The sequence below is a fragment of the Frigoribacterium sp. PhB24 genome, from assembly GCF_003755185.1.
Classification (GTDB): domain Bacteria; phylum Actinomycetota; class Actinomycetes; order Actinomycetales; family Microbacteriaceae; genus Frigoribacterium.
In genome coordinates, this window is record NZ_RKIC01000009.1 from 140,857 (window position 1) to 166,538 (window position 25,682).

A 25,682-nucleotide genomic window follows, 5' to 3' on the forward strand; every position below is an offset into this window, starting at 1 on the left:
TGACTACGCCGTTCGAATCTGGGCCGGATTTTGAACTCAGGGGCTTGGCCCTAGCTCGCGCACTTCATGACCCTCTGGGTGTCCAGGGGGCTGTCATGTTTCGCGCCCGGGAGCGAGACGGTCTGTTTGTCAATCATGAAGAAATTCACGCCTACGAATTCACGACCCTGGGCCAGAAAGACAAGGCCGTCAAGGATGGTGAAAAGCTCGCAGAGCTTCTGGCCGCAGTTGGTGGACTCTCAGACAATACGTTCAAATCTCGGACGGGTTGGTTCGTAACAAGGGACGAACCTACCGCCGATCAGCGATCAGCAGTGATGGCTATTGCCAAGGCACGAAGCGAGCGAATTCACGCAATTAGCATCGCTGTCCTTCATCAACGCATCTGCAACTCGGAGATGTACCTGCAAGCTCGGGGTAACGCCCCATTCGGAAGTATCAGCTACAAGTCACGTCTGGACAGCGCGCCTCAGAACGTTCCTGTGCAGCTTGTAGGTCCTGGGGCGGCGGGCTTGCTCTCGTTGGAAGCCATGACCTCTCGTTTGCAACAAGGTGGGCGGGCACTTCTCGTCGGTAACTATGGAGTCGGTAAGAGCCACACGCTGCGTGAGCTGTACGGGCAGCTTCGCAAATCACACTTTAAGAGCGGGAAATTAACTCCCTTTCCTGTCCACATCAATCTGCGTGACTGCGCTGGCCTCCGGACGCCGGCAGAGATTCTGCGGCGCCATGCAGAAGAAGTCGGATTTGAGCATGCGGATGGTCTCATTTCTGCCTGGCGCGCCGGTTCGTGCGTGCTCCTTCTTGACGGCTTTGACGAAGTCGTCCCCAGTCGGTGGCTCGGAGGAGCTGTTGACCTCCGCACAGTTCGTTGGGAGGCGCTCAGCCCTATACGTCGACTCGTAAGCGAGACACCACCCCATGCGGGCATCATCGTCGCCGGAAGATCACACTATTTTTCGGGTCAATCGGAAATGGTTTCAGCTCTCGGGTTCTCCGCACTCGACCAATTCAGTGTCCCGGACTTCGACGAAGATCAACTTCGCGAGTTCTTCCGTCAGGCGGGTGTCGAATGGTCAGTTCCCGACTGGGTACCGATGCGCCCCTTGCTGCTCGGATACCTCATCGCAATCGACGCGAGCGACGCTGAAAGTGTCGCCGGCTCCGTCTCCAGGTCGGAGGGCTGGCGACTCTTCATAGAGGCGATCTGCGAACGTGAAGCTCAGATGTTTTCTGCTGTGCGTCCCGAGACAATCAAAAATATTGTCTCGAGGGTGGCCACCCTTGCCCGTTCTCGTTCAGACGTCACCGGCCCTGTCGATATGGATCTACTGCGGTCGGCCTTTGTCGCAGTCAATGGTCGTCAGCCGGACGAAGAGGGAGTTCAGCTTCTAATGCGCTTGCCCGGCCTCGCAGTCGCTGATCCAAGCGACGAGGCTGAAGTTCGGCAGTTCGTTGATCGGGACCTGGCTGACACGGCTTATGGCCTAGATCTAGCTGCATACGCCGTGGATCCATTCGAGGAGCTACATCCTCTAGGGTCCGTTGCGTCTTGGGTCGCAGCTGCTAGCGATTTAGCCATTGAGGTGGCGGCCGGAGTTCTCCTCAACCTCCAACTTTCTGTGGGTACGACTCTTGCCGCTCTGTCGGCACGCGAGAAAGCAAGTCAGTTCGATGCGGTTATGGCCGATCTCATTCGTCTGGCAGTCGAGCTGCCCTGGGATGGACGAAAGCTAACCAAGTCCTACCTTGTCTCCGGTGTCTACTTCGAGCAGCTAGTCCTTAGCGACCACCCTCTCTTTCAAGTCAGCACCCTTCAGAACTGCGTTGTGGAGCGACTTGACCTCAGCGGCCTGGACGAAGGCAGTTCAATTCCTCATTTCGAGAAGGCTCTCGTTGGGTTTATCGACGGAGTTGCGTCACTACCGGACTGGCTTGCGTCCCACTTCGCCAGCTGCGAGATCGACCGCTTTAGTGTCGCAACACAGACGACCGCGGGAATTATGACTCTTGGCATTGATCGCGAGTCCCGAATTGCCCTCTCCATTCTGAAGAAGATATTCGGCCAGCGCGGCTCGGCTCGCAAAGAAGGTGCTTTGAGCCGAGGTCTCAGTCTTAGCGACCGCCCTGCTGTTCCAGCTGTCGTAGAAGAGCTTATTTCGCAGGGCTGGATCTTTAGAACGTCGTCGGGCCATGAGACTCTTTACGCAGGTGTCAAAGGTAGGCGGCGCGATGCTAATCGGGTTCTCGACTCTCCCGCCGATTTCAAGCTGCAGTAGCATCGGGGCCTTGCATTCGGTGCGCGTGCCCGCTTGGGGATCTGTCAGCGGGCAAGGACTTGCTGCAGACTTCTAGGCTCACAAGATGACTGTTCGTGTTCGCCCGGTCGTCGCCCGTGACGAGTCGCAGTGGTCCGTGCTCTACGCCGGCTATCGCTCGTTCTAGAAGTTGCCTGAGGACGGCGACGCCGTCGCCGTAACCTGGCAGTGGGTAGTCACGGGCGCCAATGGACTGATCGGCCTCGTCGCGACCGATTCAGACGACGCGCTGCTCGGCCTTGCCAATCTCAGGCGCTTCGCCCGGCCCTCGACCGCCACTGCCGGGCTCTACCTCGAAGACCTCTTCACCTCGCCAGCGTCGAGGGGAACAGGTGTTGCAACGGTACTCTTACGGGAGGCTGCAGCTGCCGCCTCCAGAGAGGGAGCGAGTGTCGTCCGGTGGATCACAGCGGCTGACAACGCACCAGCCCGGCGTGTAGACGACGGCGTTGCAACCGCAACTCCCTGGGTGACCTACGACATGAAGCCAGCGCTGCAGCCGGGGGCCCAGTAGCCCAAGTAATTGCAACCCCGCTGCGTCCCGATAGACGATCGGCGGGCGGGCGGGCGTCGGCGGGGTCTGTCTTGATACTGACCTTCGTGGTCGCCGATGCCTCTGCGGTTGCGAGCCAGATTCGCGAGACGCTGCCGGCGTCGCATCGGTCTGGGAGTTAGCCAGCATGAGGAGGTGTTCCGCATCCCTAGGGTCGCGCGACTCCTTGCTAGAACATACGCCAGTGGGTGCGCTCGAGCCAGCTACTCAGCTTGATTTCGTCGACGCCGTGTTTTTCTTTGGGGCCGGACTACTGGCCGTGCTCTCTACGGGTGCAGGTGTGACTGCGGCCGACGGGTCAACACGAGTGTCGTCCTGGTACTGCAACCGGTCCAATTGCCCGAGAGCGGCCACGGCATTTCGGAACTCGTCGAAACGAGGAACACGAGGGTGCGCACGATCTTCGAGCTCGAAATTACGCTCGATTTCCGCCAGCGCCAATCGGGCCTGATCGGAATGCGCGTCCTTGGGCATAGCGAGACCGACCTGGCGGAGCACTCGTCCAGCGTCGTATTTCGTGATTCCGGTGCCGACCGGGTGGTCGCGGAGGAAGCCCTGGATATGGCGAGCAAGCTGATCGTTTGCGCGTTCGTCGAACTCGTCATCGGCTGCATCCTCGAGGCGCTCGGCGAGATCACGAAGAAGGAGAGAGAATCGGCGGCGCAACTCATCCGCCCCGTCGAGGTCAGCTGAGATGTCGAGCAGCTTGACGATTTCTCTCGCGAATCCGGCCTTCTCGACGTGTTCGTCGGGGAACACTTCCGCGACGCTGTCTTCGATTGCGTCCCACAGGCTGTCCTTCTGCTGAGCACGATTCTGAATGCTTTCCACCGAGAATTTCGCTCCGTCCTCCTCTGAAAGTTCGACGAACCGGGCGATGTTATTTAGAGCGGCCCGTCGAGCGATTGCGACAGGAACGAGATCCTCGATCTCGATTGGTGTGGTGTCCCAGTCCGTGTGAATGTCACGCCCCGAAGCCCAGGTGTCGATCCGGACAATGTAGGCGTCTTGCAGAATGCGTTGCTTGCGCATGTCTCCGCGCTTGAGGACACGTTCTGCTTGTTGGCCGGCAGTGTCTCCATCAAGAAGAGCAACGCACGCCGGTTTGACGGTGTCGCGTCCCCTGGCGAGGTACACCATGTACGGAACCCCGTCGGCGCCGCCGCTTCCAACGATGGTTACTTTGTTTAGATCAAGGACCGAGGCTGTGCTCTGCTCACGATCGGAGATGTGTGAGGATAGCCCCGCAAGTAGGACTTGATCTCCGGCGCCTTCGACGAACAGGTTCTGCCCGCCGATGAACGCCGTTTCCGCTACGTAAGCGCCCAGCGACGATCGAAGGGGTTCGTAGCGGTTATTCGCCGCATCCTTCACGACACGGGTGCCCTCTTCATCTGCGCCCTTGTCGAGGACACGAATGCGCTGGGGGGCGTTCTTATCGATCAGGAACGGCGAGTGGGTGACGTACACGACCTGCCCGCCCTGGCCTCCGTCTTCGGGTTTTGAGTAGTCGTGCAAGATGCGCAGGAGGTCTTGCTGGCCCACGCTGGAGAGGTACGCGTCGGGCTCGTCGAGCAGCAGAATGTCCGATCCGTCGCCGGCGAGTCGGTGCGCGGTGAGCTGGACGAAGTAGCTGAGAAAGAACCGTAGGCCTTGGCTGCGTTCCTTGAATGAGTACGTCGACGCAGTCCGGTCCTGAATCGTGAGGGCGATCTCGTGTTCTCGGGCTTCGACGAGAAGGTCAAACTGCTTGTCCTGGGTCCACCAGCGCTGAATGTTGAGATTCTCTTTGATGGCCGCGTTCATGCGGCCAACGAGTCCTTCGACATAACCCTCTCGGCCGTCCGCCAGACCCAGTTGCAACTCAACGAAGGACGCAGGTGCGATTTTTGCGGCGTCAACGAGCAGCTTCCTCGCGAGCTCGAATTCAGCATCCTGACCAGCCCTGCTCAAGGTAGTGCCGGTTTCGGTGCCGAAGATCAAGCCCACGAGTAGGCGGCCGAGACTGGCTTCGCCTTTATCAGAGGCGTCAATCCCATCCAGCAGTTCAGCGCGTTGCGACCGTTGGAGCGCGCGGCGGTCTTGGCCGGTGAGGCGTCTAATCGAAACGCTGTCGGGGATCGCAAGGTCGGTCAACATTTCGAACACCCCTGGCAACCGGGCTTCGATAACGACTAGATATTCCTGGGAAATCGAGACTCGCTGGCCATCAACAACCAGGAACGCAGGGCGGTTGCCGGGGCGGAAGAGGGCAAACCGAGACACGCCCTGCAATGCGGCGAGGGCCACTGGGGCTTCGTCTGCTTCCAATTCAAGCCAGGCACCAAATTCCGGAAAGCGCAGCTGATCGACCTGAACCGAGTACTGCTCCGAGTAACGACAGAAGTCAGCTCGATCGATGGCGGCGACTCCGAGCGCGGACTTAATCGCCCCCAAAAGGTGGCTCTTCCCGGACTCATTTGCGCCGACGATCGCGGTCACATTCCCATCGATGGGAATGCGTACAAACGGATACCAGGGTCCCTCCTGATCTTCCCAAGCCTCGCGCTCCGCGTTGGGTCGAGCCTTCAGCTCGAAGTCGAAATTGAACGACTTGTAGAACCGGACATCTATGCGGGTCAACTTCACTGTCGCACTCCATGAGTATCGTTCGGTATTTTGGAGAACCGTACCCGATAGCGCCGACACTCGACGAGCAGTTTGCGTGCCCGTTAGCCGATCGCTGATAGACCCCGTCTGAGACCTGCGGCTGCGGCTTCGGTGGAGGTCAGGATGGGGACGAGGTGCCCCGAAGTGTTCTGTCGTGAAGGTGTCGGGTGCCTGTCGGGTCGGTGTCGTGGACCTCGGGGCTGGTCGTTCCTAGTGTGAGGTTCATGAACGAGACACGGATCGTCGATCTCCGCACCCAGGTGGGTTGGACCCAGGAACGCCTCGCTGACGAGAGCGGCGTGACCGTCCGCACCGTCCAGAGGCTCGAGGCGGGCAACGAGGGGAGCCTCGACACGCTGTCTCGGGTGGCGACGGCGTTCGGTGTCCCGGTTCGTGATCTCTTCGTCACCGTCGCTGAGGACGGCTACGGCCGCTCGGTCACCGCCCTCGATGAGCGAACGAGTCGCCAGCAGGAACGGCGGGGCCGTGTCGAGGAGGGCTTCCGAGCCTTGTACTACGGGGTGGGCGTGCTCTTCACGATCGCCGTGGTCGTCGCAGTCGCCACCGACGTCGTGCCGAACGTGGCCATCTTCTTGATTCCCGCGTACTGGATTGCCGGGTGGCTGCTGTCGATGTTCCTGTTCCTCGTCGTCCTCAGCCCGCGCCTGGACCGCGCCTATCCCCTCTCCCGTGCCGCCCCGGACGAGGCGACGAGCGGGTAGGCACATCGTTTCGCCGGGATACGGGTGTCCTGTCGACCTGCGAAGCTCGGGTCATGTCGTGGCCCCGGGCTGAAGCCCTCCGAACGGATCGTCTCTCTCTGGAGCCGCTCGCCGTGGAGCACGCGAGCGAGATGGTGGTCGCTCTGGCACCACAGGATCTGTACCGGTTCACGGATGGGGAGCCTCCGACGCTCGAGGAACTCGAAGCGCGCTACCGCCGTCAGTCGCGGGGTCAGTCCGAGGATGGACGTGCCGGGTGGTTGAACTGGATCATCCGATGTGCTGGGCGTGGGCGGGCCGTCGGATTCGTCCAAGCGACGCTCACCCGCGAGGGCGCTGACCTCGTCGCTGATGTCGCGTGGCTGGTCACGGCCTCGGAACAGGGTCGTGGTCTCGCTGTGGAGGCGGCGACAGCTGTCGTGACGTGGCTGACCTCGATGGGTGTCGGGCGTCCTCAGGCCTACGTCCACCCCGACCACGCGGCGTCAGCCCTGGTGGCCGAACGGCTCGGGCTCGTACCCACGTCGACAGTCGTCGACGACGAGACCCTCTGGGAAGCCGTCATCGCTCCCAGGATGCAGCGGCACAAGGGCGTCCGTCAGCCGATCATCTAGCGGGGCCTCTCGGGCGGATCAGGAGCCAGTTGCTGCTCTTCCTCGAACGCCTTCAGCTTCCTAAGCTCGGCCCAGGGGTAGAAGCCGATCCAGGCCACCGACGCGATGGCGGCCCCCATGATCATCGAGCTCGTGTCCATCCTTCGACGGTGCGTGCGATACGTGCGGTTCGTCGGTCGGGGATCAGCCTCGTGGTGGAGTCGGGGCTCGTCCGGCCATCGCGATCGGTCGCCGGACGGCAGTGCCGTGCGTGCTCGGGCCACCCGGTGCGGCGTCCCAGCCCTGCGGCGCATCATGGGCTCATGCCCGCCTTCCGTCGCCCGCCCCGCCCCGCCCACCCCGTCCGTGTCGAGCCCGGGCCGGGCCAGGAATCCGTCTGGGACTACCCGCGACCCCCGCGGGTCGAGCCCCGGAACGAGCGCGTCGTCGTCCGCCTCGGTGGCGTCGTGGTGGCCGACACGACGGCCGCGATCCGCGTGCTCGAGACGAGCCACCCGCCCGTCTACTACCTGCCGCGCGCCGACTTCGCCCCGGGGGCTCTGTCGCGCGCCGAGGGCCGCAGCCTGTGCGAGTTCAAAGGCCAGGCCGGCTATGTCGACGTCTCCGGCGGCGGCGTCACCGCCCGGCGCTCCGGCTGGTTCTACGCGGAGCCCTGGCCCGGTTACGAGTCGCTGGTCGACCACGTCGCGATCTACCCCGGCGCGATGGACTCGTGCGAGATCGACGGCGAGGTCGTCCAGGCGCAGGAGGGCGACTTCTACGGCGGCTGGATCACCGCGAACCTCGTCGGCCCGTTCAAGGGCGCGCCCGGCACGATGGGCTGGTGACGGCCGGGCCCCGGACAGGAGCAGACTGGCCGGATGCCGAAACGTCCCCGCCCCCGTCCCACGTCCCTCGCCCGCACCCTGGGCCGCGTCGCCCTCGGCGGTGCCCTGATCTTCGCCGGGACGAGCCACCTGACCTTCGCCCGCGAGCCCTTCCAGGCGCAGGTTCCCGAGTGGCTGCCGCTGGACGACGACTTCGTCGTGCTCGCGTCCGGTGTGGTCGAGATCGGCATCGGAACGGCCCTGGTCGTCGCCCCCAAGCACCGCGTGACGGTCGGCTGGGTCGCCGCGGCGTTCTTCACCGCGATCTTCCCCGGCAACATCTCGCAGCTCGTCACCCACACCGACGCGTTCGGCCTCGACACCGACGGCAAACGTGCTTTCCGCCTGATCTTCCAGCCGCTGCTCGTCCTGCTGTCGCTCTGGTCGACGGGCGCCTGGCGCGACCGCCGCAGCATCGGTCGCCGCGCGAAGTAGCCGCGACTGGTTCCCGACCCCGGGAGGCGCGGCTCAGCCCGAGAGGGCGGCCACGACCACCTCGGCGTCGGGGAACCACCTCGTGTAGTGGTCGGGGTCGGCGTTGACCTGGACGGCGTGCGCGGCCTGGGTCGGCGTCAGGTCCTTCCAGCCCGGGATCGACACGAGCTTGGTGAAGAAGCTCGTCGCGGCGGTGTACGGGTCCATGCGCTGCTCGTAGGTGCCCCACAGGCCGTTGTCGCGCTGCTGGAACAGCCCGCGGCTGTCGGGCCCGACGGCGTCGCCGTAGTCGATGTTGCGCAAGCTCGACTCGCCCATCGCGGTCATCACGCCGATCGCCTGGGTGTGCTCGCCGATGCCTTGCGCCCGGGCCGCCAGCATGATGTAGGCGGCGTTGACCAGGCGGTCCTGGCAGTAGCCGGCGACGGGCCCCGCCGGCACCTCGATGTCACCGACCATCACCGGGTCGACCTCGGGGCACGCCGGGACCGGCGTGGACGTGATCGCCGTGACGCTCTCGTCGCGAGGCGCCGTGAGGGCCGAGACGACCAGGGCGATCGCGACGACGAACGCGACGAGCCCGACGCCGAAGACGACGGAGACGACGATCAGCACGCGGCGCACGGCAGGCCTCCTGATGGTCGGGTGGCGTGGCGATCAGGGGCGTCGACCGGCACGGAAGTCGTCGTCGAGGATAGGCGATCTCGTCGGCAGTTCCTCCCGCGTGGGCTGGGCGGCCGGTGGGACTCCCTCCGAATGCCCTGGCAATCCGCCGCCGAGATGCCGGTAACGTTGCCCGCCGTCGACCCGACCACTCGGGCCGCGGCAGCCGGGCACCGCCCCTCCGTGGCTCGATCGCCGAGGCGCCCGTCCGACCGGCCGGCGCCCGAGATCCAGAGGAACGTCGTTCATGGGAACCCCACCCACCCCTGCCCGCGAGACCCGTCCCGACCGCCCGGCCCGCGCCTCCGGACGGCGGCGCCCGAGGCGCCTGCGCGTCGACGACGTCACGGTCGTCGACCCGGCGATGATGAAGCGCGCCATCGGCGGCACCGTCGTCGGCAACACCATGGAGTGGTACGACGTCGGCGTCTACGGCTACCTCGCCGTCACGATGGGCCGGGTCTTCCTGCCCGAGGCCGACCCGTCGCTGCAGATCCTGTTCAGTCTCGGCGTCTTCGCCTCGACCTACGTCGCGCGTCCGCTCGGCGGGGTCGTCTTCGGACGTCTCGGCGACCGGGTCGGACGCCAGAAGGTGCTCGCGACCACCCTGATCCTCATGGCGGGCGCGACGTTCCTGATCGGCGTGCTGCCCGACTTCGCCGCCATCGGTGCCCTCGCCCCGATCGCCCTCGTCGTCCTCAAGCTGCTGCAGGGCTTCTCGACCGGCGGCGAGTACGCCGGGGCCACGACCTTCGTCAGCGAGTACGCGCCCGACAAGCGGCGCGGTTTCTTCGCGAGCATCCTCGACCTCGGCAGCTACCTGGGCTTCGCGCTCGGTGCCGCCGTCGTGTCGGTGCTGCAGCTGCTGACGACCGAGCAGCAGATGCTCGAGTGGGCCTGGCGCCTGCCGTTCCTGCTGGCCGGCGTGCTCGGTGTGGTCGCCATCTACTTCCGCCTGAAGATCGAGGAGTCGCCCGCGTTCCAGGCCACCCAGGACGCGCAAGAGAGCAAGGTCGGCGAGATCGCCGACGCGCAGGGCCGTCCGCGCAACACCCTGGCCCTCATCCGGCAGCACTGGCGCCCGATCGTCATCGCGATCGGTCTCGTCGCCGCCTCGAACACCGTCGGCTACGCGCTGACCAGCTACATGCCGACCTACCTGACCGACTCGCTCGGCTACGACCCGCTGCACGGCACGCTGCTGACGATCCCGGTGCTCGTGCTGCTGGCCCTGCTGCTGCCCGTGGCCGGACGCCTGAGCGACCGCATCGGTCGACGGCCGGTCATGTGGCTCGGCGCCGCGTCGGTGCTGCTGCTCGCCCTGCCCGCGTTTCTGCTGATCGGCCTCGGCAGCATCGGGACGACGCTCGCCGGTCTCTCACTGCTGGCCGTCAGCGTGGCGCTGTGGGTGTCGAGCCAGGCGTCGTCGCTGCCCGCGCTGTTCCCGACGGCGAGCCGTTACGGCGCGATGGGGGTGTCGTACAACGTCGCGATCGCCGTGTTCGGCGGCACCACCCCGCTGATCATCCAGGCGCTGCTGCAGGCGACGGGCAACGAGCTCGTGCCCGCGTTCTTCCTCATGGCCACGTCGCTGGTCGGTGCGGTCGCGGTCTGGTTCATGAAGGAGTCCTCGCAACGCCCGCTGCCCGGCTCGATGCCGAGCGTGGCCACCGAGGCCGAGGCGCACGAGCTCGTCGAGACGCAGGACGCCAACCCGAACATCGACCTCGGCGACCTGCCCTTCGTCGACGCCGAGCCCGCCGTCACCGCCGACCCCGCGCAGAGGACCGAGCGCTAGAGCAGCTCGGCCCGGTCGGCGAGGTACGCGGCGAGGTCGCGGACCTCGTCGGCCGCCGTGCCCCAGCGCACGAGGGCACGCCGGTCGCGGACGAGGAGGCGCTGCTCGCCGCCCTGCAACGCCCCGGTCGACAGGTCCACCGGTTCGTAGCCGTAGTTGACGACCTCGCCCTCGGCGAAGTGGCCGCGCACGGCCGCCCGGCGCTCGGCCTTACGCTGCTCGACCTGGGCGGACAGGTGCTGGGACCGGGTCGGCGTGACCGCCCTCGTGATGCGCCCGGTCTCGAAGACCCGGCCGTCGGCGGCGAGCAGCAGGACACCGAGGCGCCAGGCCCGCCCGGCGGGTTCGAGGGACTCCGCCGTCTTCACCACGACGATGCGTCGGGCCGGCTTGTAACGGGCGAGGGCCTCCGTCCGGGCGTCACGGGCCGCGAGGTCGGCGGCCGCGTGCTCGACGAGGCGGCGCAGCGACGCGGCAGCCTCGTCGTCGGACGGGGTCTCGGGGGCCGGCACCGCGCCTCCTGCGGTCGGGACGCTCACGGGATCGTCGGCGGTCGGGTCAGGCGTCGTAGCCGTGGTCGAGGAAGTCCTCGATCACGTCGACGACGAACGCGTGGTCGTCGGCCTGCGGCAGGCCCGACACACCGGCCGAGCCGACGACGCCGACACCCGGGACCCGCACGGGGAAGAGCCCGCCGTGCGCGGCGTAGAGACCGGTGTCGAGCCGGGACTTCTCGTCGAAGCTGGCGCCCTGCACCCGGAACGACTCGCCCACCCGGTACGAGCTCTGCCCGTAGCGCTCGACGACGCGGGCCTTGCGGTCGAGCCACTCGTCGTTGTCCAGGCTGCTGCCGGGGAGGGCCGCGTGGAACGCGCGCTGTCGGCCGTGTCGCACGGTGACCGCGACGGCCAGGTCGCGGCGTCGGGCCTCGGCCAGCAGGTGGGCACCCAGGTCGAGCGCGACGTCGAGCGTGAACCGCCGGAAGACCAGACGCTCTTCTTGCCGGATGAGGGTCTGCAGCAGGGTGTCGTCGGTCATCGGTGGTCTCCTGGAGGAAATGGGCGGACTGCACGGGGGAGCACCGGCGCCTCGGCGCGGCACGGTGCGAGCCTAGGCCCGGCCCCCGTCAACGGGCTGGTGGCGGCCCGGCCGCGCGACGGACCGCGGGGCGTCAGGCCGACGCGGCGACGCAGGGCGAGCCCTGCCGGGCCAGCAGACCGCAGTACACGCCCACGAGGTCGGTGGCCGAGCGCGACCACGGGTGGTCGAGCGCGTGGGACCGGGAGGCGCGCGACAGCCGGTCGCGCAGCCCCTCGTCCGCGAGCACCTGGGTGAGGGCGCGGGCCCAGGTCCGCGGATCGCGGCTCGGGAGGACGATGCCCGTGACGCCGTCGACCACCGACTCGCGGAGGCCGCCCGACGCCGCGGCGATCACCGGGACCCCGCTCGCCGCGGCCTCGAGGGCGATGAGCCCGTAGGTCTCGGAGTGCGAGGGCACGAGCACGAGCGCGGCGTCCCGCAGCAGCGCGGCGAGGCCCGATCGCGAGCGCGGGCCGAGGAAGTGCACGGTGAGGTCGAGCTCGTCGCTCAGGGCGCTCAGCTCGGCCTCGTAACCGGCGAACTCGGTCGAGGCGCCGCCGGCGATGACGAGTTCGGGGCGCACCTCGGCGGGCACGGTGGCCACGGCGCGGATCGCCAGGTCGGGGGCCTTGAGGGGTTCGAGCCGGCCGGCCACGACGACGTACGGGCGCACGGGCGTGGGGTGGTCGGCCGCCGCGGGGTGGAACAGCTCGCCGTCGACGCCCGGAAGGACGACGTGGACCCGGTCGGCCCGGCCACCGAGACGGGACGTGACGGTCTCGGCCTCGGCGTGACTGATGGCCACGACGGCGTCCGACTCGCGGGCCAGCAGCTCTTCGCCGGCGATGCGGCCGGGCGACTCGGCGCGTTCGCCGTGCGAGAGGGGCGTCGAGTCGTGGGCGGCGATCGAGTGGAAGCTCTGCAGGTGGGGCACGCCGAGGGCGCGGGCCACGGGCAGGGCCGCCATGCCCGAGAACCAGTGGTGCGAGTGCACGACGTCCCAGGGCCCGAGGTCGGCCAGGCGGTCGCGGAACTCGTCGACGAACAGCTCGTTGCGCCCCTTCGTGACCGGCTCGGCCGGGCCCGCGTCGACGAACCTCAGCGTGACACCGGGCGCGAGCGGGTGGCTCGCCGGCTCGTCGGGGGACGACCGTCGGGTCAGGATCTCGACCTCGTGCCCTGCGGCCCCGAGCGCCTCGGCCTGGTTGCGCACGACGACGTTCATGCCGCCGACGTCACCCGACCCGGGCTCGGCACCGGGGGACGTGTGCAACGACACGAGGGCGATGCGGAGCGTGGGGGAGGCGGTGGTCACCAGCCGAGGCTACCTGCCCGGTGGACCCACGGCCTGCCCGTGGGCGGTCCGGCGGCGCTCAGTCGGCGACTCCCGACCAGAAGGCGCGGACGTCGTCGAGGACGGCCTCGGCCTGTCGGCGACCGGCCTCGGCGGCCGGACGGCGGGTGTTCGTGGCGAGCACGTCGGTGCCGAACGCCCGCAGCGATTCGGCGTCGGCCTCGACCACGAAGACCTCGTGCCCGGCGGCGCGTCGGGCGGCGACGACCTGCGGCAGCGACGGGCCGAGCGGCGAGACGTCGAGCTCGGGGCCGCACGACAGCACCAGCACGCGGGCGTAGGCGTCGGCGAGGTCGGCGTTGGTGCCCGAGCGCACGCCGCCGTCCATCGTCGGCCGACCGTCGACCTCGACGGTCGGCCAGACGACCGGCACCGAGCAGCTCGCGGCCACGGCGCGGTACAGGTCGACGCCCGAGCCGGCGTCCAGCGGTCGGAACGTGCCGTCCGTGGCGTCCACGGTGCAGACGGTGAGTGCGGCGTCGGGCCAGGCCGCGCCTCCGAAGCGGTCGCGCATGGCCGTGACGAGCTCGGGCTCGTCGGCGACCACGGGCGTCTCGCGGGCCAACGCGCCGATCCGAGCACGCGCCTCCTGGTGGGTGGTCGCCCCCGCGAGCGCCTGACCGAGGGTCTGCTGGAACACCTCGGGGTCGATCGAACCCGACGGCAGGTCGTCGACGTCCTCGAACTGTTCGCGCAGGCCCTCGTCGACGCGGCCGAGTCGCACCATCGTCCCGACGACCGACCCGGCCGAGGTGCCGACGACGAGGTCGGCGTCGCCCACGGGCACGCCCGCCTCGAGCAGCCTCGACAGCACGCCGAGCTCCCACGCGATGCCGGTGATGCCGCCGCCGCCCAGGACGAGGGCGGTGCGGGTGGGGGTCGTGGTCGTGGTCGTGCTCATGTCTCTCCTCGGTCGTGGTGGCGGCCCGGGCAGGAGGCGCGGTGCGTCCCCCGGGGCCGCGCCCGAGAGTAGGCCCGTCGACTCGCGACGTCCTCGGGCAGGTGTCAGGCGCCTCGCAGTTCGTCGGCTCGTCCGAGCGCCTGGACATGCCACTCGGTCTGCGCCAGGGCCGAGCCGAGCCGGTAGCCGTGCAGCGACGAGATGCCGCCGCTCCACGACATGCGCTCGGCGACCTGCCACACCGTCGGTCGGTCGAGGGCGTCGAGGGCGGCCGCCGCGTCGCGGCTGCGGTCGGCCCGGTGGGCGATCAGCGCCTCGGCCCGCTCGCGCAGGCCGGTGAACCGGTACTCGTGGCCCGGGCAGACCTCGAGGGCGTCGGGCCCGGCGACGTCGAGCGTCACCATGCGGTCGAGCGAGGCCAGGTAGTCGGTCAGCGGGTTCGTGCCGGTCCGACCGCCGAGGCCGATGCCGGGGTTGATCCGGGGCAGTACGTGATCGCCCGTGAAGACGAGGCGTTGCTCGGGTTCGACGAAGGAGAGGTGACCGCCGGTGTGGCCCGGGGTGTGGAGGGCGCGCAGCAGCCGTCCCGCGACCGGCAGTACGTCGCCGTCGCCGAGCAGCAGGTCGGCGGTGACCGCGGGCAGGTGGCGACCCGACCCCCAGGACGCGACCAGCGCCTCCTGGTCGTGCCCGGGTGCGCCCCAGCGGGCGATGTCGGCGTCGGCGGCCGTGGCATCGGACGTCCGCTCGCCGAGGGCGCGCTGCTCGGCGGCGTGCAGGGCGATCCGGGCCCCCGAGGCCCGCCGCAGTGCCTCCGCCCCGCCGAGGTGGTCGGCGTGCAGGTGCGTGACGGCGATCAGGTCGACGTCGGCGAGCGAGTGGTCGACGTCGGCGAGGGCGGCCTCGAGCCGGTCGAGGTTGGCGTCGACTCCCCAGCCGGGGTCGATGACGGTCAGTGCGCCGTCCGAGCCCTCGACGACGTACCCCAGCGAGTGGTCGTCGATGCCGTCGCCGAACTCGAACGCGACCGACCAGACGCCGTGCCGGACCTCCTCGACGGGCGGCAGGCCGCCACGCCGGACGGTGTCGGCCTGCACGCGGCTGAGCGGGACGGGAGGCGGGGGAGGCGCGGGTCGGCTGGCGGCGTCGGTCACCCCGCGAGCCTAGCCAGCGCCGCCCGCGACCCGGGCCCGTCCGTCACTCGGCGGAGACCTCGATCAGCACCTTGCCGACGACGTCGCCCTCGACGGCTTCGTGGGCGGCGGCCGTCTCGGCGAGGGGGAAGGTGTGAAGCGGCAGGCCTGCGGCCTCGCCGACCGGCAGGACCCCGTCGCGCAGGGCCGCGGTGACGTCCTCGACGGCCGCCTGCAGCGCCTCCTCGCCCACGGTGTAGAGCAGGACGAACTGGAACCGGGTGTTGGTGATCATGTTCGCGCGGATCGGGATGGTCGTCGTGTCGCCGCCGTTGTCGGCGTAGATCGCCACGGAGGCGCGGTGCGCGACGACCTCGGAGAGCAGGTCCGCGTTCTGCGAGATCGCGACCTCCACGACGACGTCGACGCCGTCGGGAGCGATCTCGCGGATCTCGGCGGCGGCGTCGCCCGTGCGGTAGTTGACGACGTGGTGAGCGCCGGCGGCCGTGGCGAGGGCGGCCTTCTCGTCGCTGCTGATCGTCGTGATGACGGTGGCACCCGCCCAGCGCGCGAGCTGGATGGCGGCGTGACCGACCGCGCCCGCGCCTCCCGCGACGAGGACGACGGCGCCGTCGAGGCTGCCGGGGGTCAGGCGGTTCGGGCCGTCCTCCCACACGGTCAGCGCACGGTGGGCGGTCATGGCCGGGACGCCGAGGCTCGCGCCGACGTCGAGGCCGACGCCCTCGGGCAGTGGCACGACGCGCGAGGCGGGCAGGACGGTGAACTCCTGCGCGGTGCCGGTCGGGCGCTGGTGGGCCGAGAGGTAGGTCCAGACGCGGTCGCCGACCGACAGGCCGGTGACGCCCTCGCCGACGGCGTCGACGATGCCCGAGCCGTCCTGGTTCGGCGTGACCTCGGCGAACGGCAGCGGTTCGCCGGGGCCGCCGCCCGCACGGGACTTCCAGTCGGTGGGGTTGACGCCCGAGAACACGACGCGCACCCGCACCTCGCCGGCGGCGGGTTCGGGTAGGTCGCGGTCCACGAGCTGCAGCACGGTGGGGGCGGGTCCGGTCTCGGAGTACACGATCGACTTCATGCCCGGAGCCAACCAGACCCGGCCCCGTCGTGTTCCTGCCGGCTGCGCCGAGATGTCACGACTGGCCGCTCACCTTCAGAGATGAGCGGCCAGTCGTGACATCTCGGCGAGCCGACCAGGGCTCAGGCCCCGGCGCCGCGGAACAGGGCCAGCGCCAGCAGGTCGTCCTCGAACCCGCCGCCCTCGTGCCCGTTGTACGGCCAGACCGTGATGTCGGCCGCTCCGGCGTACGCGTTGAACGCGCCGAACACCGTCGACGGCGGGCAGGTCGGGTCCATCAACGCCGTCGTGAAGAGGGCGGATGCCGACGCCCGCCGGGCGAAGTTGACGCCGTCGAAGTACGCGAGGACGTCGTGCACCGAGGAGGCGCGGTGCCGGTGGACCGCCAGGTAACGTCCGATCTCCTTGTACGGGTCGGCGTCGGTGATGACGGTCGCCCGGCGGAAGTCGCAGAGGAACGGCACGTACGCCGCGACGGCGGCGAGGTCGGGGACGAGTCCGGCGACGGCGAGGGCGATGCCGCCGCCCTGGCTGCCGCCGACGACGGACACCCGGGTCGCGTCGACGACGTCGAACCCCCGAGCGGCCTCCACGGCCCGGACGGCGTCCGCGAACACCCGCCGGTAGTAGTAGGTCTCACGCGAGTCGATGCCCCGCGTCATGACGCCGGGATGCGCGGGGCCCGAGCCGTCCGGGTCGGGGGTGGCGCCGAGGCTCCACCCCGAGCCCTGACCGCGGGTGTCCATCTGCAGGTGGGCGAACCCGGCGGACGACCAGAACAGGTTCTCGACCGCCGCGCCCCGCCCTCCGCCGTAGCCGACGAACTGCACGACCGCCGGCAACGGTCCCTCCGCTCCGGCGGGCACGCGCAGCCAGGCCCGCACGGGTTGGCCCGCCCAGCCGGCGAAGGTCACGTCGTACACGTCGACCGTCGTCAGCCCCGTGTCGACCCGTTCGACCCGCAGGTCGAGCGGGTGCGCCCGTGTCTCGGCGAGCGTCGTCGCCCAGAACTCGTCGAAGTCGTCGGGATCGGTCTGGGTGCTGCGGTACTCCCGCAGCGCGGGTTCCGGCAGGTCGGTGAACATGCCCCTTGTCTACCGCAGCCCGCGACGGCCGCCGAGGAGGCGCGGTGCAGGAGGCGCGGCTCAGCTCGCGCGAGCCAGGTTCGGCACCCAGCCGAACGCCGGGGCGACGTGGTCGGCCACCGTCTGCAGCAGGCGCGCGTTGTAGGCGACCCCGAGCTGGTTCGGCACCGTCAGCAGGATCGTGTCGGCGTCCCGCACCGCGGCATCGGCCGCCAACTGCTTGGCGATGACGTCGGGTTCGCCCACGTAGCTCTTGCCGAAGCGGGACTGCACGCCGTCGAGCAGCCCGACCTGGTCCTGCGAGTCGGCCTGGGCACGGACGCCGAAGTACCGACGGTCCTCGTCGGTCGTGATCGGGATCACGCTCCGGCTCACCGACACCCGGGGCTCGCGCGTGTGACCGGCGGCGCGGTAGGCCTCGCGGTACAGCGCGATCTGCTCGGCCTGCAGCTCGTCGAACGGCACCCCGGTGTCCTCGGTCAGCAGGGTGCTGCTCATCAGGTTCATGCCCTGCTCACCGGTCCAGACGGCCGTCGAGCGGCTGCCGGAACCCCACCAGATGCGCTCGCCGAGGCCGGGGGAGCGGGGTTCGACCGAGAGCCCGTGCGACCAGCCGGTCATCGTCGGGTCGGACTCCGCCACGTCGGCGCCGTCGATCGCGGCCCGGAAGACCTCGGTGTGCCGGCGGGCCAGGTCGGCGTCGCTCTCGCCGTCGCGCGGGACGTGGCCGAAGGCCTCCCACCCGCGCAGGGCGGGTTCGGGTGACCCGCGACTCACGCCGAGCTGCAACCGGCCCGCGCTGATCAGGTCGGCGGCCGCGGCCTGCTCGGCCATCGAGAGCGGGTTCTCGTAGCGCATGTCGATCACGCCGGTGCCGAGTTCGATGCGGCTCGTCCGGGCGGCCATCGCGGCCAGCAGGGGGAAGGGGGTGGCGGCCTGGCGCACGAAGTGGTGCACGCGCACCGCGGCGACGTCGATGCCGATCTCCTCCGCGGCCTCGGCCAGCTCGATCGACTGGACCAGCGCCTCCCGGGCGGTCGGTGTCGCCGAGCCGCGCACGTCCTGGTAGTGACCGAACGACAGGAACCCGATGCGCTTCTTCATGACCGGGCGAACCCCGGACCCGGTCCGGCCATTCCGCCCGGGGCCCGTGCTGGGTAGCGTGGTGCCGTGGAGAACCGCTTTCGCCTCGACGGTGACGACCTCGGAGTCGACCTGCGCGCCTCCTCGGTCACCCTCGACGACGACGGCGTCGTGGACGCCCGCATCGTCGCGGCCCGGGTGCCCGAGGTGGCCGACTGGTCGGACGAGCCGCCGTCGCTGACCTTCCGTGACGTGCCGATGAGGTTCGACGGCGCCGCCTTCGGCGCCACGGTCGACGACGAGCTGCTCGACGAGCACGAGATCGTCTTCCGGCTCGGCGAGAACCTCGACGTGCACGGGGTGCTCAGCCTCGGCGCCGGTGACCGGTTGCGCTTCGTGGGCACGACCCACCTCTCGGGCGAGCCGAAGGCGTGGCGCCTCGACGTCTCGATCGGCTTCGGCGGCTCGGGGCGACGCGCCGCGATCTGACGCTGGTCGCGGTCGACACCAGGAGGCGCGGGTCGAGCCCCGGGGACGACCCCGGGCGACGAGTGGGGTGCGGGGTGCGCGACCGGCCTGACGACCTGGTGAGGGTCGGACGGTCGCGCACCCGCGCGGTCTCCTGATGATTCGGGTCCACCAGGCGATCACGATGCTAGCGCCTCGATACCGGTGGGTATGCGCCTCGGGCGGGGGCGTGGCGGGTGACTTCTGAGGATCACCCGCACCCGTTAGGGTCGCAGCATGGCCACCACCGCCGGGGCTCCCGTTCCCCGCATCCCTCGAGCCGAGGTCAAGCAGCGACTCCTCGACGCGGCGGCCGACCTGTTCTCACGGCGCGGGGTGCACGCGACCACGCTGGACGACGTCGCGCGGGCGGCCGGTTTCAGCAAGGGTGCCGTCTACTCGAACTTCTCCTCGAAGGACGACCTGGTCCGCAGCCTCATGCGTCGCGAGACCGACGGTGCGCTGGGTGCCCTGCAGGGCATGTTCTTCCCGGGCACCTCGCTCGACCAGTTGCCCGAGAAGATCGGCACGGCGTTCGCGCCCTACGGCCCCGGCCAGGTCGAGGACTTCGCGTTGATGAGCGAGTTCCGGGCCCACGCCCTCTCCCACCCCGAGGTGATGGCCGACTTCGTCCGTCAGCGCCGCGAGGTGCTCGACGCCCTGCACGGTCTCGTCGAGGAGGTCTTCCAGGGGCAGGCCGTCCAGGTGACCGGGCTCGAGCCGCGGACCTTGGCCCGTGTGCTCATCTGCATCACGCTGGGCGTCGCCTTCGACTGGCCCGCCACGGGTGAGCAGGCGGCCGGCGAGCTCATGGGCGACGTCGTCGCCGCCCTCACCCGCGGCCTGACGGCCTGACGCCCGCCAAACACGGGCGAGTCCGTGCCGGACGGGCGCTCGCGCACGACCGGGACCGACGAACTAGCCCGCTTAGGCGACCCGGCGCGCCGTCCGTGCCTAGCGCTGCTCGATGGTGACGACCGGGACGTGCCACCGGGTGCGCACCTGCAGCGTCAGCTGTCCGCGACGAGCGAGCACGAGGGCCGTCACGGCGGCAGCGACCGCCGGCACGCCGCCCGAGACGATCATGCCGACGTGCGTGCCGAAGGTCTCGACGATCACGCCCATCAGCGGCCCCCCGATCGCCTGGCCGCCGAGCAGCACGAGGATGTACAGCGACATCACCCGCCCGCGGATCGCGATGTTGCTCGACATCTGCACCAGCTGGTTCGCCGCCGTCAAGAACAGCAGCGACGCGAGCCCGACGCCGACGAGCACGACGGCGAACGGCACGAGCGACGGCATCGACCCGGCCACGGCCTGCAGCACGCCCGTCACGAGCACGCCCGACACGATGGTGCGCAGCCGGATCGTCGCGCGTCGCGTCGACAACAGGGCACCGGTCAGGGCTCCGACGGCGATCATCGAGTTGAAGAGTCCGTAGCCGCCCGGGCCGACGTCGTAGACGTCCGCCGCGAAGGACGCGAGCAGCACGGGCATCGTGAGGCCGAACACGGCGTAGACGCCGACGAGCAGCACGGGTACGACGATCGTCGGTTTCGAACGCGCATAGGCGAGGCCCTGCCTGAGCTGACCTCGTCCTCGGGCGGACGAGGCGACGCGCGTCATCTGCGCCGTCCGCAGCATCGTCAGCATCACGACCACCACCAGGCAGGCGACGCCGTTGACGACGAACGCCCAGCCCGCCCCGACGGCCAGCAGCAGCACGCCGGCGATCGCGGGGCCGACCATCCCGCCGAGCTGGAACACGCTCGAGTTGACGCTGATGGCGTTGCGCAGGTGGGTGTGGCCGACGAGTTCGGTGACGATCACCTGGCGGGCCGGGTTGTCGACGACCGTCACGAGGCCCGTGGCGAAGGCGATGGCGAAGACGTGCCAGGCCTCGACGACGCCCGCGAGCGTCAGGGCGGCGAGCCCCAGGCTGAGCATCGCGAAGACGCTCTGGGTGACGAGCATGAGGGCGCGCTTCGAGAAGCGGTCGACGATCACCCCGCCGAGCAGGCCGAAGAAGAGCATGGGGGCGAACTGCATGGCCACGGTGATGCCGACGGCGGTCGCGCTGCCGGTCAGCTCGAGAACGAGCCAGTCCTGGGCGATGCGCTGCATCCAGCCGGCGGTCATCGCGACGACGTTGCCCGCCGTCCAGAGGCGGAAGTTCGGCACGCTCAAGGCGATGAAGGTGTGCCGCCACGGCGGACGGGTCGTGCTGATCGGAAGGGGAGCGGTCGGGGGGAAGTCGGTGCGGGGCGGGGCGGACATCACTGTTCCTGCGCTGGTGGTTCGGTTCACGGTCTGCATCAACGGTAGGGCCGACCTGGTCATTCGGACCCCGGTGGGAGATGATGGGTCGCATTGGCTTCGTGAATGACGGCGCCTCCGGCCCGCTCGACGAAGGAGGCGCCGTGTACGACCCCACGCTGCTCACGACGTTCCTGGTCGTCGCCGAGACCCGCAGCTTCACCCGGGCCGCGCAGCGCCTCGGCATCAGCCAACCGACGGTCAGCCAGCAGGTCGGCAGGCTCGAGAAGGCCGCCGGACGCACCCTCGTCGCCCGCGACACCCGCGACGTGCGCCTGACCGACAACGGCGACGCCATGGCCGGCTTCGCCCGGACGATCCTCGCCGCCCACGCCGCGGCCGAGAGCTACTTCAGCGGCTCGGCCATGCGGGGCCGGCTCCGCTTCGGCGCGGCCGACGACCTCGCCATCACCCAGCTGCCCCGCATCCTGCGCCACTTCCGCCAGCTCTACCCGCAGATCAACCTCGAACTCACCGTCAACCAGTCCGCCCCTCTGCGCCGCCGGCTCGCGGCCGGTCACCTCGACCTCATCTTCGTCAAGCAGACGGCCGGCGAGTCCGACGAGGGCACCCGCGTGGCCGGCGACGCCATGGTCTGGATCGGCCAGGAGAAGCTCGTCGTCGAGCCCGGCCAGCCCGTGCCGCTCATCGCGTACCAGGCGCCCAGCCTCAGCCGTCAGATGGCCATCGACGCCCTCGAGCGAGCCGGTCGTACCTGGCGCATCACCTGCAACACCCGAGACGTCAACGGCGTCCTCGCCGCCGTCCGGGCGGGGATGGGTGTCGCCGTGTTCCCGTTCTCACTGATCCCCACCGACCTCGTCAAGGTGAGCGACCGGTTCACGCTGCCCACCCTCGGCGACGTCGACTACGTGCTCGTCGCCAACCCGGGCGCCGCTCGCGAGCCCGTCGACGCCCTCATGTCGGCGATCACCAGCCGAGGTGTCAGCAGGGCCGTCTGAGCCGGGCCGAGCCCACGAACGGTCCGAGCCTTCCGGCGCGCCGCCCACACCCCGCCCCGGGAGGCGCGCGCAAGATGGTCGCATGAGTCACCGCCCCACACGCCGCCAGAAGTCCGCCGCCCGTCGGGACGCGCGCGTCCTCGCCGCGATCCTGGGCGGCTCCGGCCTCCTGCATCTCGCGAAGCCCGCCGCGTACGACGCCGTCGTCCCCCGGAGCGTCCCGGGTCCGGCCCGGTTCTGGACGATCAGCTCGGGTCTCGCCGAGGTCGGCATCGCCGCCGCCCTCCTCGCCCCGAGGACGCGTCCGGCCGGCGGCCTCGCCGCCGCCGTGCTCTTCGTGGCCGTCTTCCCGGCCAACGTCTCGATGGCCCTGCGAGCTCTGAAGAGCGAGCGGGCCACGACTGGTCGCACGGCCGTCACCCTCGTCCGGCTGCCGTTGCAGGTGCCCCTCGTGACGCGCGCGCTCGGCGTGCACCGCGCCTCCTAGGCGGCCGATCGCGTCGGCGGTCACGGGGCGGGGTCGTTGCAGGGTGCACCTGCGCACGCCCTATCCTGTTCTCTTCCCCCTCGACATCCGATCTCACCGGAGACGCATCGCCATGGCCACGAACGCTCCCGCCACCACGCCGCCGAGACCCCGAGGCGCGGGCGCCCTCGACCGGTTCTTCGAGATCAGCCAGCGCGGCTCGACCTGGGCCCGCGAGATCCGGGGCGGCGTCGTCACGTTCGTCACGATGGCCTACATCGTCATCCTCAACCCGCTCATCCTCGGTGGGTTCAGTGCCGACCAGGCCGCGAAGGACGTGGCCGGGAACTGGTTGCAGAACGGCCAGGTGGGCGCGGTCACGGCCCTCACCGCCGGGGTCATGACGATCCTCTTCGGCACCGTCGCGCGCCTCCCGTTCGCGTTCGCCGCCGGCCTCGGCATCAACTCGTTCCTCGCCGTCAACGTCGTGCAGGACGTCACCTGGCCCGAGGCCATGGGTCTCGTGGTGATCAACGGCCTCGTCATCACGATCCTGGCCGTCACCGGCCTGCGCAGCATGATCTTCACCGCCGTGCCGGCCGCCCTCAAGACGGCGATCACGGTCGGCATCGGCCTGTTCATCGCGTTCATCGGCCTGGTCGACTCGGGCTTCGTCCGCACCAGCGGCACGTCGTCGCCCCCCGTGCAGCTCGGCGACGCCGGGTCGGTGGCGACCCTGCCGACGATCACCTTCGTCATCGGGCTGCTCGTCATCGGCGTGCTGATGGCCCGCAAGGTGCGCGGGGCGATCTTCATCGGCATCGTCGCAACGACGGTCGTCGCCATCGCCCTGCAGGCGATCTTCCAGGTGCCGCCGTCGAACGGGCAGAACCTCGACGACTGGAACCTCAACGCCCCGGTGCTGCCCACCCAGATCGTGGCGTTGCCCGACCTCTCGCTGGTCGGCGAGTTTAGCTTCGGAGCCTTCGCCCGCATCGGCGTGCTCTCGGCCGTCATGCTCGTCTTCACGCTCGTCTTCACGAACTTCTTCGACGCCATGGGCACGATGACCGGCCTCGCGAAGGCGGGCGACGTCGCCGACGCGGACGGCACCTTCCCCCGCCTGCGCTCGGCCCTGATCGTCGAGGGCGTCGGCGCGGTCGCCGGCGGAGCGACCAGCTCGTCGTCGAACACGGTGTTCGTCGAGTCGGCCTCCGGCATCGGCGAGGGTGCCCGGACGGGCTTCGCCTCCGTGGTGACGGGCGGGCTCTTCCTCCTCGCGATGTTCTTCACGCCGTTGACCCAGGTCGTGCCGCTCGAGGTCGCGGCCTCGGCCCTGGTGATCGTCGGCGCGCTGATGGTGTCGCAGATCAGCCAGATCGACTGGACCGACTTCTCGGTCGCGCTCCCGGTGTTCCTCACCGTCATCACGATGCCCCTGACGTACTCGATCGCGAACGGCATCGGCGTCGGCTTCGTCAGCTGGGTCGTCGTGGGGGCGTTCGCGGGCAAGGCCCGCACGATCAGCCCCCTGCTGTGGATCGTCGCCGCCGGCTTCCTGGTCTACTTCGTCCGCGGTCCGATCGAGGCCCTGCTGGGCTGACCCCACCGGCTCGCCTCCCCGAGAGGTCACGACATGCCGCTCACCTTCGAAGGTGAGCGGCATGTCGTGACTCCTCGACCTCGACGCCCGGCGCGGCTGCCGACGAGGGGCGACTGACGCGTTCGCCCGCGCCGCGCCTCCGGGTCTCGCGACGCCGGCCCGGCCCTGACGACTACCAGTCGTGGACGGTCCCGTCGGCCAGCCGGTTGTAGGGCAGGTAGGCCTGCGCGTACGGGTACGCCGCGGCGGCGCGTTCGTCCAGTTCGACGCCGATGCCGGGCTGCTCGCCGGGGTGCAACATGCCGCCTTCGAAGGTGAAGCTCTGCTCGAAGACCTCGTCGGTCCTCGCGCCGTGCTTCATGTACTCCTGGATGCCGAAGTTGTGGATCGCGAGCCCGAGGTGCATCGCGGCCGCCATGCCGACGGGAGAGATGTCGGTCGGGCCGTGCATGCCCGACTTGATCTGGTACTGCGAGGCGTAGTCGAGCACCTTCTTGAGATGGGTGATGCCGCCCGTGTGCGTGACGGCGCTCCGTACGTAGTCGATCAGCTGCTCGCGGATGATCTGCTGGTAGTCCCAGACGGTGTTGAAGATCTCGCCGATGGCCAGCGGGGTCGTCGTGTGCCGGCGGACGAGCCGGAGGGCCTCGGGGTTCTCGGCCGGGGTGACGTCCTCGAGCCAGAACAGGTCGTACGGCTCGAGGCTCTTGCCGAGCCGCGCCGCCTGGATCGGCGTCATGCGGTGGTGCCCGTCGTGCAGCAGGGGGATCTCGGGTCCGAACTCGGCCCGCACCGCCTCGAAGACGGTCGGCACGTGCCGGAGGTACGAGCGGGTGTCCCAGTCCTCCTCGTTCGGCAGGGCGCCGCGCTGCGCGGGTTCGTGGTCGTAGCGCACGCCGCTGTTGGCGTCGAAGGTGGCGTTCGAGGCGATGCCGTAGATCGACTTCAGCCCCGGCACGCCGGTCTGGACCCGGATCGCCTGGTAGCCCTGCTCCTGGTGGTCGCGGACGCTGTCGAAGAGCTCTTCCAGGTCTTTCCCCGAGGCATGGCCGTAGGTCAGCAGCCCGGTGCGCGAGGCCCCGCCGAGCAGTTGGTAGAGGGGCATGCCGGCGACCTTGGCCTTGATGTCCCAGAGGGCGACGTCGACGGCGGCGATGGCGGCCATCGTGACGGGCCCGCGTCGCCAGTAGGCGCTGCGGTAGAGGAACTGCCAGGTGTCCTCGATACGGGCCGGGTCGCGCCCGATCAACAGGGGCACGACGTGCTCGGTCAGGTAGGCGACGACGGCGAGTTCGCGCCCGTTCAGGGTGGCGTCGCCGAGCCCGGTGACGCCGTCGGAGGTCGTGATCTTCAGCGTCACGAAGTTGCGGTCGGGGCTGGTGACGATCACGTCGGCTCTGTCGATGATCATGCGGTGTCCTCTGGAGCTCGCGTCCGGGTGACGTCGATGTCACCCGGGCTGGTCCCACCACTCTGGC

At 69.3% G+C, this 25,682-nt stretch carries 25 protein-coding genes; 12 read left to right on the forward strand and 13 right to left on the reverse strand.

Translation table 11 applies throughout. From position 1 onward, the window contains the following. Window positions 1-95: 95 nt before the first annotated feature. On the forward strand, window positions 96-2,279 hold the full coding sequence (locus tag EDF50_RS01230; RefSeq protein ID WP_123517537.1) for an NACHT domain-containing protein: 2,184 nt from the start codon (window positions 96-98) through the stop codon (window positions 2,277-2,279). Between the two features lie 169 nt (window positions 2,280-2,448). Next, the gene (locus EDF50_RS17080) at window positions 2,449-2,832 is read left to right on the forward strand and encodes a GNAT family N-acetyltransferase (protein ID WP_123517539.1); all 384 of its coding nucleotides are present in this window, start codon (window positions 2,449-2,451) and stop codon (window positions 2,830-2,832) included. Between the two features lie 246 nt (window positions 2,833-3,078). On the opposite strand, the gene EDF50_RS01240 is transcribed toward EDF50_RS17080, so the two are convergent. Beyond that, window positions 3,079-5,499, reverse strand: coding sequence for an ATP-binding protein (locus tag EDF50_RS01240; RefSeq protein ID WP_123517540.1), 2,421 nt, complete (start codon window positions 5,497-5,499; stop codon window positions 3,079-3,081). Window positions 5,500-5,744: 245 nt separating this feature from the next. On the opposite strand from EDF50_RS01240, the gene EDF50_RS01245 reads away from it, so the two are divergent. Both EDF50_RS01245 and EDF50_RS01250 read left to right on the forward strand, forming a co-directional pair. After that, window positions 5,745-6,242: a helix-turn-helix transcriptional regulator gene (locus tag EDF50_RS01245; RefSeq protein ID WP_123517542.1), complete on the forward strand. Its 498-nt coding sequence runs from the start codon at window positions 5,745-5,747 to the stop codon at window positions 6,240-6,242. Window positions 6,243-6,295: 53 nt separating this feature from the next. Next, window positions 6,296-6,856: a GNAT family N-acetyltransferase gene (locus tag EDF50_RS01250; protein WP_123517543.1), complete on the forward strand. Its 561-nt coding sequence runs from the start codon at window positions 6,296-6,298 to the stop codon at window positions 6,854-6,856. Here the strand turns inward: EDF50_RS01250 and EDF50_RS16535 are convergent. Further along, window positions 6,853-6,996, reverse strand: a complete 144-nt coding sequence (locus EDF50_RS16535; protein WP_158612606.1) for a hypothetical protein — start codon at window positions 6,994-6,996, stop codon at window positions 6,853-6,855. The genes EDF50_RS01250 and EDF50_RS16535 overlap by 4 nt on opposite strands. Before the next feature lie 162 nt (window positions 6,997-7,158). Here EDF50_RS16535 and EDF50_RS01255 point away from each other — a divergent pair, with 162 nt between their 5' ends. Together EDF50_RS01255 and EDF50_RS01260 are read left to right on the forward strand one after the other, a co-directional pair. After that, window positions 7,159-7,683 (forward strand): DUF427 domain-containing protein, encoded by a 525-nt coding sequence (locus tag EDF50_RS01255; RefSeq protein WP_123517545.1) that lies wholly within the window; start codon window positions 7,159-7,161, stop codon window positions 7,681-7,683. A gap of 33 nt (window positions 7,684-7,716) precedes the next feature. Then, window positions 7,717-8,157 (forward strand): hypothetical protein, encoded by a 441-nt coding sequence (locus EDF50_RS01260; protein WP_123517546.1) that lies wholly within the window; start codon window positions 7,717-7,719, stop codon window positions 8,155-8,157. 33 nt (window positions 8,158-8,190) lie between these two features. On the opposite strand, the gene EDF50_RS01265 is transcribed toward EDF50_RS01260, so the two are convergent. Then, window positions 8,191-8,781 (reverse strand): hypothetical protein, encoded by a 591-nt coding sequence (locus EDF50_RS01265; RefSeq protein ID WP_123517548.1) that lies wholly within the window; start codon window positions 8,779-8,781, stop codon window positions 8,191-8,193. Between the two features lie 286 nt (window positions 8,782-9,067). Here EDF50_RS01265 and EDF50_RS01270 point away from each other — a divergent pair, with 286 nt between their 5' ends. Then, entirely contained in the window at window positions 9,068-10,618 is a 1,551-nt protein-coding gene (locus tag EDF50_RS01270) for an MFS transporter (RefSeq protein ID WP_123517550.1), read from the forward strand. Here EDF50_RS01270 and EDF50_RS01275 read toward each other — a convergent pair. From EDF50_RS01275 to EDF50_RS01310, 8 genes are all read right to left on the reverse strand, one after another. Beyond that, the gene (locus tag EDF50_RS01275; RefSeq protein WP_123517552.1) at window positions 10,615-11,157 is read right to left on the reverse strand and encodes a hypothetical protein; all 543 of its coding nucleotides are present in this window, start codon (window positions 11,155-11,157) and stop codon (window positions 10,615-10,617) included. The two genes, EDF50_RS01270 and EDF50_RS01275, sit on opposite strands and share 4 nt — an antisense overlap. Before the next feature lie 19 nt (window positions 11,158-11,176). Then, window positions 11,177-11,656, reverse strand: a complete 480-nt coding sequence (locus EDF50_RS01280; RefSeq protein WP_123517554.1) for a heme-degrading domain-containing protein — start codon at window positions 11,654-11,656, stop codon at window positions 11,177-11,179. A 133-nt stretch (window positions 11,657-11,789) separates the two neighbouring features. Further along, window positions 11,790-13,013, reverse strand: a complete 1,224-nt coding sequence (locus EDF50_RS01285; RefSeq protein WP_123517555.1) for a glycosyltransferase — start codon at window positions 13,011-13,013, stop codon at window positions 11,790-11,792. A 58-nt stretch (window positions 13,014-13,071) separates the two neighbouring features. Further along, window positions 13,072-13,953, reverse strand: a complete 882-nt coding sequence (locus tag EDF50_RS01290; protein WP_123517557.1) for a patatin-like phospholipase family protein — start codon at window positions 13,951-13,953, stop codon at window positions 13,072-13,074. A gap of 104 nt (window positions 13,954-14,057) precedes the next feature. Further along, window positions 14,058-15,107, reverse strand: a complete 1,050-nt coding sequence (locus EDF50_RS01295) for an MBL fold metallo-hydrolase (protein WP_123517559.1) — start codon at window positions 15,105-15,107, stop codon at window positions 14,058-14,060. 43 nt (window positions 15,108-15,150) lie between these two features. Further along, window positions 15,151-16,182, reverse strand: coding sequence for an NADPH:quinone reductase (locus EDF50_RS01300; RefSeq protein WP_123517560.1), 1,032 nt, complete (start codon window positions 16,180-16,182; stop codon window positions 15,151-15,153). A gap of 122 nt (window positions 16,183-16,304) precedes the next feature. Then, entirely contained in the window at window positions 16,305-17,267 is a 963-nt protein-coding gene (locus tag EDF50_RS01305; RefSeq protein WP_123517563.1) for an acetylxylan esterase, read from the reverse strand. Window positions 17,268-17,327: 60 nt separating this feature from the next. Then, on the reverse strand, window positions 17,328-18,371 hold the full coding sequence (locus tag EDF50_RS01310; protein WP_123517565.1) for an LLM class flavin-dependent oxidoreductase: 1,044 nt from the start codon (window positions 18,369-18,371) through the stop codon (window positions 17,328-17,330). A 66-nt stretch (window positions 18,372-18,437) separates the two neighbouring features. Between EDF50_RS01310 and EDF50_RS01315 the strand changes: the two genes are divergently transcribed. Together EDF50_RS01315 and EDF50_RS16875 are read left to right on the forward strand one after the other, a co-directional pair. Then, window positions 18,438-18,839 carry a hypothetical protein gene (locus EDF50_RS01315; RefSeq protein ID WP_123517567.1) on the forward strand — a complete coding sequence of 134 codons (402 nt, stop codon included), beginning with the start codon at window positions 18,438-18,440 and terminating at the stop codon, window positions 18,837-18,839. A gap of 255 nt (window positions 18,840-19,094) precedes the next feature. Continuing rightward, window positions 19,095-19,712 carry a TetR/AcrR family transcriptional regulator gene (locus EDF50_RS16875; RefSeq protein ID WP_123517568.1) on the forward strand — a complete coding sequence of 206 codons (618 nt, stop codon included), beginning with the start codon at window positions 19,095-19,097 and terminating at the stop codon, window positions 19,710-19,712. 99 nt (window positions 19,713-19,811) lie between these two features. Here the strand turns inward: EDF50_RS16875 and EDF50_RS01325 are convergent, their stop codons facing one another. Further along, window positions 19,812-21,134: an MFS transporter gene (locus EDF50_RS01325; RefSeq protein WP_123517570.1), complete on the reverse strand. Its 1,323-nt coding sequence runs from the start codon at window positions 21,132-21,134 to the stop codon at window positions 19,812-19,814. Window positions 21,135-21,277: 143 nt separating this feature from the next. Between EDF50_RS01325 and EDF50_RS01330 the strand changes: the two genes are divergently transcribed. The 3 genes from EDF50_RS01330 (at window position 21,278) to EDF50_RS01340 (ending at window position 24,204) form a co-directional block, all read left to right on the forward strand. Continuing rightward, window positions 21,278-22,135: a LysR substrate-binding domain-containing protein gene (locus EDF50_RS01330; protein ID WP_123518362.1), complete on the forward strand. Its 858-nt coding sequence runs from the start codon at window positions 21,278-21,280 to the stop codon at window positions 22,133-22,135. An 82-nt stretch (window positions 22,136-22,217) separates the two neighbouring features. Next, complete coding sequence (locus tag EDF50_RS01335) at window positions 22,218-22,622, forward strand: hypothetical protein (protein ID WP_123517571.1); 405 nt, start codon at window positions 22,218-22,220, stop codon at window positions 22,620-22,622. Window positions 22,623-22,734: 112 nt separating this feature from the next. After that, entirely contained in the window at window positions 22,735-24,204 is a 1,470-nt protein-coding gene (locus tag EDF50_RS01340; RefSeq protein ID WP_199738528.1) for an NCS2 family permease, read from the forward strand. 172 nt (window positions 24,205-24,376) lie between these two features. On the opposite strand, the gene manD is transcribed toward EDF50_RS01340, so the two are convergent. Continuing rightward, entirely contained in the window at window positions 24,377-25,615 is a 1,239-nt protein-coding gene (gene manD, locus EDF50_RS01345) for a D-mannonate dehydratase ManD (RefSeq protein WP_123517573.1), read from the reverse strand. Window positions 25,616-25,682 lie beyond the last annotated feature (67 nt).

Coding starts and splice junctions, on each gene's coding strand:
- EDF50_RS16535 (WP_158612606.1), bottom strand. CDS start 6,996: ATGGACACGAGCTCGATGATCATGGGGGCCGCCATCGCGTCGGTGGCC.
- EDF50_RS01290 (WP_123517557.1), bottom strand. CDS start 13,953: ATGAGCACGACCACGACCACGACCCCCACCCGCACCGCCCTCGTCCTG.
- EDF50_RS01300 (WP_123517560.1), bottom strand. CDS start 16,182: ATGAAGTCGATCGTGTACTCCGAGACCGGACCCGCCCCCACCGTGCTG.
- EDF50_RS01280 (WP_123517554.1), bottom strand. CDS start 11,656: ATGACCGACGACACCCTGCTGCAGACCCTCATCCGGCAAGAAGAGCGT.
- EDF50_RS16875 (WP_123517568.1), top strand. CDS start 19,095: ATGGCCACCACCGCCGGGGCTCCCGTTCCCCGCATCCCTCGAGCCGAG.
- manD (WP_123517573.1), bottom strand. CDS start 25,615: ATGATCATCGACAGAGCCGACGTGATCGTCACCAGCCCCGACCGCAAC.
- EDF50_RS01255 (WP_123517545.1), top strand. CDS start 7,159: ATGCCCGCCTTCCGTCGCCCGCCCCGCCCCGCCCACCCCGTCCGTGTC.
- EDF50_RS01340 (WP_199738528.1), top strand. CDS start 22,735: ATGGCCACGAACGCTCCCGCCACCACGCCGCCGAGACCCCGAGGCGCG.
- EDF50_RS01335 (WP_123517571.1), top strand. CDS start 22,218: ATGAGTCACCGCCCCACACGCCGCCAGAAGTCCGCCGCCCGTCGGGAC.
- EDF50_RS01260 (WP_123517546.1), top strand. CDS start 7,717: ATGCCGAAACGTCCCCGCCCCCGTCCCACGTCCCTCGCCCGCACCCTG.
- EDF50_RS01325 (WP_123517570.1), bottom strand. CDS start 21,134: ATGTCCGCCCCGCCCCGCACCGACTTCCCCCCGACCGCTCCCCTTCCG.
- EDF50_RS01305 (WP_123517563.1), bottom strand. CDS start 17,267: ATGTTCACCGACCTGCCGGAACCCGCGCTGCGGGAGTACCGCAGCACC.
- EDF50_RS01230 (WP_123517537.1), top strand. CDS start 96: ATGTTTCGCGCCCGGGAGCGAGACGGTCTGTTTGTCAATCATGAAGAA.
- EDF50_RS01270 (WP_123517550.1), top strand. CDS start 9,068: ATGGGAACCCCACCCACCCCTGCCCGCGAGACCCGTCCCGACCGCCCG.
- EDF50_RS01250 (WP_123517543.1), top strand. CDS start 6,296: ATGTCGTGGCCCCGGGCTGAAGCCCTCCGAACGGATCGTCTCTCTCTG.
- EDF50_RS01245 (WP_123517542.1), top strand. CDS start 5,745: ATGAACGAGACACGGATCGTCGATCTCCGCACCCAGGTGGGTTGGACC.
- EDF50_RS01310 (WP_123517565.1), bottom strand. CDS start 18,371: ATGAAGAAGCGCATCGGGTTCCTGTCGTTCGGTCACTACCAGGACGTG.